Origin of the sequence: Aquabacterium humicola, from assembly GCF_030167915.1 — a bacterium.
In the GTDB taxonomy this organism is placed as follows: domain Bacteria; phylum Pseudomonadota; class Gammaproteobacteria; order Burkholderiales; family Burkholderiaceae_C; genus Pseudaquabacterium; species Pseudaquabacterium humicola.
The window spans coordinates 1-8,930 of sequence record NZ_JARGNB010000027.1; the positions used below are offsets into that span (position 1 = coordinate 1).

Here is an 8,930-nt window from a genome sequence, read left to right on the forward strand (position 1 = left end):
CCCTGTAGGTGAGTTGGTGATACTCCATGCTGCAACCCTTCCTGCCCGAAGAGAAGCGGCTAGTCTCCAACTCACCGCCCCCCTTCGCAAAGGTGTTGCACTTCGCCTGGCAATCCGCCCCTCACAACGGGACCCCCTCGCGCAATGAAGTGCTTCGAAGTGACCCTCAATGCAGGGACTCCAACCATCGTTGGCGCTGCCGATAGTGGGCTCCTCCGTGGCAGCTTCTTTCTCGCTCCAGCGGGCATGGGCGGAGTGGTGTTCACTGCGAATGTCGAGCCCGGTCCTGCAAGAAGTGAAACTCAACAGTGGCTCTCCTCGGCGTTAGACATTGGAGACGAAGTTCGTGTGCGAGTAGTTGAATCACAGGAAGCAGATCCTCCCCTCGATCGTGCTATCCACGGAACGGCCGTCGATCCTGGTTCGCCACAACTATGCTGCTCCGTCTGCAAGCGCCACAAGAATTCGGTCGCTCAGCTCTTGGCGGTCGGCGCATTCTCCATATGCGGTGAGTGCGTTGAGCTGTGTTACGAGAGCCTTGGTCGCAGGCGCCAGAGTGAGGCCTAACCCTTCGGTCAACGCGACAGCCAACGGCATGGCACCTGGCCCGCGCAGCACTGTGGCCTATCATGTGCTGCGCGGGCCAGGCACCATGCCGTCGTCTGCGCGTTACCTCAAACGTTAGGCCTCGCAAACACGCGGTGCAGCCCATGTGGTCCATCAACAATCACTTCAAGGCCGAGGCGGCGCTCCTGCTCGTCATCGCCATCCTCCCAATAGTCATTGCTGCACTGGTTTGGCTTTCCTTGAATGTCTGGACGTGGCTTGTCATCGACAAGTGCCTTGATTCGGGGGGGCAATACAACGCAGACAACGCCACCTGCGTCTACGACGAGAAGCAGTGAACGTAGCACTCGGAACGCTCTGGTCGAGCCCGTGTTCTTGTGTCAAAAAACCAAGTGTTCACGCTTGGTCGTCTTCATCGCTCTACAAGTGCAGGGTCACATTGCAGCGGCACCGTCAAACACTCGTCCTCGTGTCGGCGGTCCGCAAAGGCAGCGAGGCCTAACCCTTCGGTCAACGCGACGCCCACCAGCTACGCGCCAGGGCCGCGAGGCAGCCAAGGCATATCATCTGCCTCGCGGCCCTGGCGCTCCGCCGGCGGTCGCGCGTTACCTCAAACGTTAGGCCTCACAAGCCGCACTCACACCATGCATCTACGTGCCATCCTCAGAATAGCAACACTTCTTCACGGCCTGTTGATGTCCCTATCTGCGTGGGCACAGACTCCTGGATTGCCAGAACTGGACTTCACCCGCTACTTCCCGCACATCGTCGCCGTGTCGGAAGACAAGCAGGTCAATGAGTACCCGGAGGGTGTCCAGTACAAGTTTTTGACCGTCCGCGATGAAGTAGAGAAGAAGGTAATACTCGCACTGACCCGCCGTGAAGGATCGACGCGCCTTGTTCGCGTCTTCTTGGCTAACGGTCCAATCGAGAACTCCGAGAACTCGCTACGAAACGCGGTGAGCAACTTCGCTCAGAAGACCGGCCTCAGCTTTGAGTTCATTGACCTACGCGAAGTAAAGACCTTCGAGGCCTATCGCGCCAGGGCAACGGAGTTGGGCTGGGGTATGACCGTTCTGCAGAAGCAGTGAGGCCTAACCCTTCGGTCAACGCGACCCGCACCAGCAGGCGTCTTGGGGCGCGAGGCCGTGCAGCCAATCATCGGCCTCGCGCCCCAAAGCCTCCTGCTGGCGCGAGCGCGTTACCTCAAACGTTAGGTTTCACAAACAACCCCTGCACTCTGCCCCATGGCCCGCAACACAGCAATCATTGCAATCGCGCTCGTCGCTACGTCCGGCATCTATGCGCAAAGCATTTCTGACAAAGCGACGAACGACGAAACCGTTCACATGAGCAAGGAAGAGCCCGCGATGCGCAAGGCCTTTGCACGGGCGGCCGAAACACTTCCTGCCTTTCTGGAACTCGCCGCAAAGCCGAAGGAAGGTACATCGAGCTATGCGCTGAAAGTCGCCATTTCTGACGGCAGGAATACCGAGTACTTCTGGGTCAATAGCTTCAGTCACGAAGGCAATGTCTTCGCTGGCTCACTGAACAATGAGCCTCGGCTCGTCAAGAAGCACAAGCTTGGAGACCGCATCACGTTTCAGCGGAATCAGATCGTCGACTGGACGTACGTCGACGCACTCACTGGGAAGACCGCTGGCAACTTCACCGCCTGCGCACTGCTCTCCAAGGAACCGCCTGAGCAAGCTGCTGCCTTCATGCGCCGGTACGGTCTGTCATGTGAGCAGTGAAACCTAACCCTTCGGTCAACGCGACCCGCACCAGCAGGCCTCTTGGGGCGCGAAGCCGGTCAGCCCATCATCGGCCTCGCGCCCCAAGCGTCCTGCCGGCACGGGCGCGTTACCTCAAACGTTAGGCCTCAGAAGGCGCACGCCCCACTACCCGCCGTTGAAAGGAGTCAAGAGTGCCTCGCCAGATTGTCTATACGTCCAAGGCCGCTAAACCGCCACCCATGTACAGCCAGGCCGTCAAAGCGGCTGGGTTGGTCTTTGTCTCGGGCACAGCACCCACAGATCCCAACACAGGTGCCTATAAGGGCGAAACGATCCAAGAGCAAACGCGTCAGTGCCTGACCAACATTCAGGCAATTCTTGAAGCGGCTGGTACGTCGATGGACAAGATTGTCAGTGTCACGGTAGTAATGGCCGACGAGGATGACTTCCCGGGCATGAATGAAGAATGGATGAAGTGGTTTCCTTCAAATCCTCCAGCACGTCAGGGAGCAAAGCTGCCCGCTCGCATTCCAGGACTCAAGGTGTCCATCGCAGCCATCGCTGAGGCCTAACCCTTCGGTCAACGCGACCCGTACCAGCAGGCCTCTTGGGGCGCGAGACCGCCCAGCACTATCATCGGTCTCGCGCCCCAAGCGTCCTGCCGGCACGGGCGCGTTACCTCAAACGTTAGGCCGCAGAGAGCCACCGATCATGACCCTCAACTGGGATGACATCTTTCTCCAGGACCAAAGCACCGACTTCGGCCGACTTCTCGAACAGTGGCAGCCTCCACTTGTCGTCGGACCGATCCAACCGATCGGAATGTCCGCTTTCGGCGACATCTACTTCCTTCGCCAGGACGGTTCTGTGCACGTAGTGGACGTATTCGAAGGGGCGGTCCGGCAAATTGCTCAGTCTCAGGAAGAGTTTAGTGTTCTTATGAACTCTGCCGAATGGCGCGATGCAAACTTGATGCCAGAGGTCATCGTGCAGCTGCAGCGCAGGGGTCTAGTCCGAGGTCCGGGACAGGTCTTTGGCTTCGCACCTCATCCTGCACTTGCCGGGAAGATCAGACCTGAAGGAGCGCTCGTACTTGACGCGGTCGTCTGGCATTCAATCTGCAGCCAGTTGCTCGGATCACGCGGCACGACTGCGGCCTAACCCTTCGGTCAACGCGACGCCCACCAGCTACGCGCCAGGGCCGCGAGGCCGTCCAGCCCTATCATCGGCCTCGCGGCCCTGGCGCTCCGCCGGCGGTCGCGCGTTACCTCAAACGTTAGGCGTCGCCAATCACCGAACCATGTTCTCTCGCCTCTTCGGAAAACCAAAGTCGGTTCGCACGATCCAGCAAGCGCTGGACGGTATCGAGTTCGCGGGCCCCGTACAGGGATCTGGGCTAGCTGCCTTGCGCATGGAGCTAGCGCCGCGCCTTCGTCAATGGCCGATTATCGACAACGCGTACCTGCCAAAGCTGCAGTACGCACAAGAGGAGAGCCCCCGGAATTGCCTCGTTCTTGTCGAGCACGAGCCAACTCGCCCCGCACAGAAGGAGGAAATTGCAGCTGCGTGCTCTGGCATCGTTCCGATGGACATCTTCTACTCCCATGATCTTCCTCGCGCCCTAATGGCATCAGTGAGGTCAGGTTGCATGCCACTCTTCATCCCAGACCTCTCTTGGTTCGAGTGCCCACTACTCGTGAAGCGAGGAACAAATGAAGGTATGCCGCTGGAATGGCCCCTCGGTGTGTCGTTCTGGTACGTGGCGGCACACAACTACGAGGACGCCCTCTTTGCCGCAGTCGCGGCGGCGCGAGCCGCTGGGTTCGAGTTTGTGAACGTCTACGACGGCAAAGTCGTGCAACTAGACTCGACAAAGTGGTGGAGTGATCTGGTCATGGGTAAGTGGCGCGAATACTCGGAACACCTCCCGACGCAACAACAGGTTGAGGTAGCGGTTGCAACTGGTGGTCTGTTTATGGGGCCCATCATCGGTCCGGCCGCCGCGAGCGACGCCTAACCCTTCGGTCAACGCGACAGCCAACGGCACGGCACCTGGCCCGCGCAGCACCGTGGCCTATCATGTGCTGCGCGGGCCAGGCGCCATGCCGTCGTCTGCGCGTTACCTCAAACGTTAGGCGTCAGAACATGCACCAGGCCGAGTTGCTAGCGAATTGGGCGCGTCAGAAGACCTCATGCAACTACCAGTGCCTAGTCGGGCCGGTCGAAGTCGAGTTCGAGTTCAAGGGACAGTTCGGTCACCCATCGAGCTACGCATACGTGAGGCTCAGAGCCGAACCGGCGGATGAACTCGCGTTCAGCGCCTCAGTTGCGTGGCCAGAAGAATTCGATCAAGAGTACGCACGGAGGATCCAGGACACGGTCGCAGAGGCCATCGTCGACGGGCTTCTCGGTCGCGAGAACGAGTATCCGTATCGGGGCTGCAGCGTACAGCTAATCGGATTCCGCTGGGACTCCGTCGGCGGCAGCGAGCGGGCGGTCCACAGAGCTACGGTCAAGGCCGTTGAACTGCTTCGCGCCAATGCAAGTTGGCACCTCTCCACCGGGCACTATCGCTCGTACCGCGATGACGCCTAACCCTTCGGTCAACGCGACGTCCACCAGCTACGCGCCAGGGCCGCGAGGCACCCAGGCATATCATGTGCCTCGCGGCCCTGGCGCTCCGCTGGCGGCCGCGCGTTACCTCAAACGTTAGGCCGCACACCAATGCCGAGCTACGCCTGGGTTTGCTTCGCATGTCAACGCAGCAGTAGGCCCGGAACTGAGCACTGCGAGCACTGCGGCTTCAGCGCGCGCGCACGCACGCGTGAAATTGACGAAGCGAGAAAGAGAACAACCGTCCGCCCCGCAGACCACCTCACCAAACGTCAGGTCTCTCAAGAACCTCCCACCAGTCCTGACAAGGTGGGAGAACCCTCACCGCTCACCGCCTTGCTCCTGATTGTCTTCGGTTTTCTCTGCCTCTTCGGCGCCTACAAAGCATTCACCGGCGGTCATTGGCCGGGGTTCATGCCGCCGAAACTAGACCTGTTTGCCGTCCCGTTGAGCTGGATCTCCGAGCGACTCGGCGCGTACGTTGGCGGCACAATCGCCACAGGAGTTGGGGTGGTTTGCGTTATCGGCGGCCTGTTCTCTGCAAATCGTCGCAATGCGGCCTAACCCTTCGGTCAACGCGACGTCCACCAGCTACGCGCCAGGGCCGCGAGGCACCAAGGCATATCATCTGCCTCGCGGCCCTGGCGCTCCGCTGGCGGCCGCGCGTTACCTCAAACGTTAGGCCTCGCAGGCAAGACCGGCATGTTCTTCGCAGGCCACGCCCCTGCGAAGGCAAAGACAGAACTCGAAGGCACGTCTTCAGCTGCCGGCAAACGCCCTCTGCACTGGGAAGAGACTGAAAACCAACAGCCGCATGTCGCAGAGTTGTGGCGCCGTCCGCCCTTCGAAGAGAAGATTTCATTGCTGAGCACTTCGACGTCAGGTGCGGGCTGCGCGAGACAAGCCCAAGACCCAAAGACATCGGCCGCACTTCCACGTCGGCATGCTGGCCGGCTTCTTGGCCTGGCACGTCATCAAAATGCCGCGCTCCGGCACCTTGCCTCAAACCCCTCGCCCTCGTGTCGGCGACCTGCAAACGCGGCGAGGCCTAACCCTTCGGTCAACGGCGACGTCCACCAGCTACGCGCCAGGGCCGCGAGGCAGCCAAGGCATATCATCTGCCTCGCGGCCCTGGCGCTCCGCTGGCGGCCGCGCGTTACCTCAAACGTTAGGCCTCGGGGTGGCACGGTCCGTCGTGACTCGAGGTACCGCCGAAGACAACAGCCGAACAAGCGTTTGGCATCGCAACAGGCAATCTCGGTGAACCTATCCCCAAAGGGCAAACAAGCGATGACCCTGCGAGTCTTCTACCTTCGTCAAGCGATGAAGCCCAGCGACCGCCTCACGACGCTGCCGGCCACGGTGAAAGAGGTCTCGTTGCTCGCGCACTTTTATGTCTTGGCAGAGGATGGAACCACCGCCGGTGGAGCAGCTGGCACGTTCTCACTGGAAACCGGACTTGAATGCACAGAGTACGTCTGCTTGCCGCAGGTCATCGAGCGCTCGCAAATCTCAGAGAACGAGTCCGAACATGTCGAGGCCTACGAACTCGCAGAACGCGACGGTTTCAGTGTTGTCTTGAGCCTGGTCTCCAAGTGGTAGGCAGGCCAGGAGCGGAAGCGAGAGTAGGCCAAACAACGCTGAGGCCTAACCCTTCGGTCAACGCGACCCGTACCAGCAGGCCTCTTGGGGCGCGAGACACCCAGGTCTATCATGTGTCTCGCGCCCCAAGCGGCCTGCCGGCACGGGCGCGTTACCTCAAACGTTAGGCCTCACAAATGGCGTCAGCGCTTTCATCGAAGCTCTCTGCGTTCATCAACCCGCAAGACGCCAGTCAACTGCAGGAACTCGACGCTGCAGTTGCAACTGCCCTCACGTGTGGCCTGAGCCAGTCGGACAAGGAAGCACTTCTCCAGGTGTTCGAGCGCTTTCCAGAAGAAGATGGATTCGGTGTCTTCTGGAGCATCCTTCATGCACTGGAGTCCGCAGACAACTACGAACACGAGTTGGTCGCTTCCGTTCGTCGGGCACCCAACCTGTTCAACACTCTCATGATCAATCGCATCGTCAACGCCGGCATCAACGTACTCGCTGGAGTCTCGGCGGAGCGGCTAGTAAACGAAGTTCTTTCCAACGGCGTAGCAACGCCAGGCGTCATCAAGCAAGTTCAGGGCTTCCTTCATCGCCAAGCAAGTGCCGGGCAACGTGAGGCCTAACCCTTCGGTCAACGCGACAGCCAACGGCATGGCACTTGGCCCGCGCAGCACCGCAAACTATCATGTGCTGCGCGGGCCAAGCACCATGCCGTCGTCTGCGCGTTACCTCAAACGTTAGGCATCAAGTGGAGCGGCCGTGCTACTTCAACGCAAGTTCAGCGGCGCTGTCGCGCCGAGCACGTGAACAGCCACGAGTTGTCCGAGCGCGGTTCCATCTTCACAGGCTGAACCTGCAGTTCCTTGCGGGAGGCGTCGGCTCAATGAGTTCACGTCCGCACCCGAGCGCACGGCTCCAGCGTTCTTCGCCTTGCTTTCCGGTCAGTTCGTCGGGCGCTGCGCATCGGACGGCACTGCCAGCGGCCACCACCCCGCGGCGCAGCGCGGAGGGCAAGGCCCAGTCCGAGCCACGTCTGCAGCGCTTGCCACCCTCGGTTTCAGTCAGTTCGTCGGGCGCTGCGCGTCGGAAGTCACTGCCAGTGGCTACCACCCCGTGGCGCAGCGCACAGCGCGAGGCCGAGGCAACTTGCCGCATCGAGCACCTGCCTTTGCCGTCAACCCGGCTGCTGCCTAACCCTTCGGTCAACGCGACCCGTACCAGCAGGCGTCTTGGGGCGCGAGGCCGCCCAGCACTATCATCGGCTCGCGCCCCAAGCCCCCTGCCGGCACGGGCGCGTTACCTCAAACGTTAGGCCTCGCAGGCAAGACCCGCATGTACTTCGCAGCCCACGCCACTACGAAGACAGAAGTCGAAGAAGGCACTTCTTCCGCTGGCGGTGAACGCCTTCCGCACTGCGTAGAGCATGAACCCCAACAGCCGCATATCGCAGCGTTGATGCGGCGGGTCGGCCTTCGAAGAGAAAAGAGTTCATGCCTGAGCACTTCGATGTCAACTACGAGTTGCGTAGAAATCCCAAGGTCCCGAAGACATCGGCCGCACTTCTACGTCGGCATGCTGGGGGGAGCTTCTCGGCCTGGCACGTCATCAAGGAGTGCCGCGCTCCAGTACCTTGCTTCAAACCCCTCGCCCTCGTGTCGCCGGCCCGCAAACGCAGCGAGGCCTAACCCTTCGGTCAACGCGACCCGCACCAGCAGGCGCCTTGGGGCGCGAGGCCGCTCAGGCCTATCATCGGCCTCGCGCCCCAAGCCTCCTGCTGCCGCGGGCGCGTTACCTCAAACGTTAGGCGTCAGTGGCGGCCATAAGCGCCCGCGATCAGTCCTCGACAAACAGCGAACATGCAGCCCCACGAGTACCCGAGCGTCGGTACGTTCGACAACGACACGAACGCCGAACTTCACGTGTCTCTCGAGATGGTCCCCGAGGGGGTCATCCTTTCGCCAGGTCACTCAATCGAGCTCTTGGCGAGGCCAAGCCCCGATCTCCTTCCGATAACAGTCAGCGTTGTCACCGGAGGGCTCCAGATCCACCCGTGGCGGGAATTCGATCCGGATTGGCACGTTCGCTTCAAAGGAAAGGTCATCAAACCTCAAACTCCAACGCGCCTGTCGGATCATGAGTGAACTGCCGCAACGCCTCGCATCACTCTTGGCAGAGCCGGCCAAAGTCAGTGAACTGACGCCTAACCCTTCGGTCAACGCGACCCGCACCAGCAGGCGCCTTGGGGCGCGAGGCCGGCCAGCCCATCATCGGCCTCGCGCCCCAAGCCACCTGCTGGCACGGGCGCGTTACCTCAAACGTTAGGCCTCACGAATTGCCAAACTAAGCGCAACACCACCGAGCATACGCCTCGTTAGGCGTGTCGAATCCGAGAACCTTTCTCGGCCTGTCGTTGAGCTCTCG

11 protein-coding genes are annotated in these 8,930 nt (G+C 60.8%); all 11 read left to right on the top strand.

The features are described from left to right. Positions 1-246: 246 nt before the first annotated feature. The 11 genes from P1K89_RS33365 to P1K89_RS33050 all read left to right on the top strand — a co-directional run bounded on the left by P1K89_RS33365 (position 247) and on the right by P1K89_RS33050 (position 7,132). The gene (locus P1K89_RS33365) at positions 247-567 is read left to right on the top strand and encodes a ClpX C4-type zinc finger protein (RefSeq protein WP_350082629.1); all 321 of its coding nucleotides are present in this window, start codon (positions 247-249) and stop codon (positions 565-567) included. 143 nt (positions 568-710) lie between these two features. Continuing rightward, a complete protein-coding gene (locus P1K89_RS33005) occupies positions 711-905 on the top strand; it encodes a hypothetical protein (RefSeq protein WP_284620784.1) in 195 nt (64 codons plus the stop codon). A gap of 306 nt (positions 906-1,211) precedes the next feature. Next, a complete protein-coding gene (locus P1K89_RS33010; RefSeq protein WP_284620785.1) occupies positions 1,212-1,658 on the top strand; it encodes a hypothetical protein in 447 nt (148 codons plus the stop codon). A 156-nt stretch (positions 1,659-1,814) separates the two neighbouring features. Continuing rightward, positions 1,815-2,321, top strand: coding sequence for a YegJ family protein (locus tag P1K89_RS33015; protein WP_284620786.1), 507 nt, complete (start codon positions 1,815-1,817; stop codon positions 2,319-2,321). A 173-nt stretch (positions 2,322-2,494) separates the two neighbouring features. Beyond that, positions 2,495-2,875, top strand: coding sequence for a RidA family protein (locus tag P1K89_RS33020; RefSeq protein WP_284620766.1), 381 nt, complete (start codon positions 2,495-2,497; stop codon positions 2,873-2,875). A 139-nt stretch (positions 2,876-3,014) separates the two neighbouring features. Further along, the gene (locus P1K89_RS33025; RefSeq protein WP_284620787.1) at positions 3,015-3,464 is read left to right on the top strand and encodes a hypothetical protein; all 450 of its coding nucleotides are present in this window, start codon (positions 3,015-3,017) and stop codon (positions 3,462-3,464) included. 424 nt (positions 3,465-3,888) lie between these two features. After that, positions 3,889-4,320, top strand: coding sequence for a hypothetical protein (locus P1K89_RS33030; protein WP_284620788.1), 432 nt, complete (start codon positions 3,889-3,891; stop codon positions 4,318-4,320). 128 nt (positions 4,321-4,448) lie between these two features. After that, complete coding sequence (locus P1K89_RS33035; RefSeq protein WP_284620789.1) at positions 4,449-4,898, top strand: hypothetical protein; 450 nt, start codon at positions 4,449-4,451, stop codon at positions 4,896-4,898. A 354-nt stretch (positions 4,899-5,252) separates the two neighbouring features. Further along, complete coding sequence (locus P1K89_RS33040) at positions 5,253-5,480, top strand: hypothetical protein (RefSeq protein WP_284620790.1); 228 nt, start codon at positions 5,253-5,255, stop codon at positions 5,478-5,480. A gap of 759 nt (positions 5,481-6,239) precedes the next feature. Continuing rightward, a complete protein-coding gene (locus P1K89_RS33045) occupies positions 6,240-6,518 on the top strand; it encodes a hypothetical protein (protein WP_284620791.1) in 279 nt (92 codons plus the stop codon). Between the two features lie 176 nt (positions 6,519-6,694). Beyond that, a complete protein-coding gene (locus tag P1K89_RS33050; protein WP_284620792.1) occupies positions 6,695-7,132 on the top strand; it encodes a hypothetical protein in 438 nt (145 codons plus the stop codon). Positions 7,133-8,930 lie beyond the last annotated feature (1,798 nt).

What these genes read in the sequence shown, in the direction of transcription:
- P1K89_RS33365 (WP_350082629.1), top strand. Translation starts at nt 247, where the DNA reads ATGGGCGGAGTGGTGTTCACTGCGAATGTCGAGCCCGGTCCTGCAAGA.
- P1K89_RS33025 (WP_284620787.1), top strand. Translation starts at nt 3,015, where the DNA reads ATGACCCTCAACTGGGATGACATCTTTCTCCAGGACCAAAGCACCGAC.
- P1K89_RS33005 (WP_284620784.1), top strand. Translation starts at nt 711, where the DNA reads ATGTGGTCCATCAACAATCACTTCAAGGCCGAGGCGGCGCTCCTGCTC.
- P1K89_RS33030 (WP_284620788.1), top strand. Translation starts at nt 3,889, where the DNA reads ATGGACATCTTCTACTCCCATGATCTTCCTCGCGCCCTAATGGCATCA.
- P1K89_RS33035 (WP_284620789.1), top strand. Translation starts at nt 4,449, where the DNA reads ATGCACCAGGCCGAGTTGCTAGCGAATTGGGCGCGTCAGAAGACCTCA.
- P1K89_RS33015 (WP_284620786.1), top strand. Translation starts at nt 1,815, where the DNA reads ATGGCCCGCAACACAGCAATCATTGCAATCGCGCTCGTCGCTACGTCC.
- P1K89_RS33045 (WP_284620791.1), top strand. Translation starts at nt 6,240, where the DNA reads ATGAAGCCCAGCGACCGCCTCACGACGCTGCCGGCCACGGTGAAAGAG.
- P1K89_RS33010 (WP_284620785.1), top strand. Translation starts at nt 1,212, where the DNA reads ATGCATCTACGTGCCATCCTCAGAATAGCAACACTTCTTCACGGCCTG.
- P1K89_RS33050 (WP_284620792.1), top strand. Translation starts at nt 6,695, where the DNA reads ATGGCGTCAGCGCTTTCATCGAAGCTCTCTGCGTTCATCAACCCGCAA.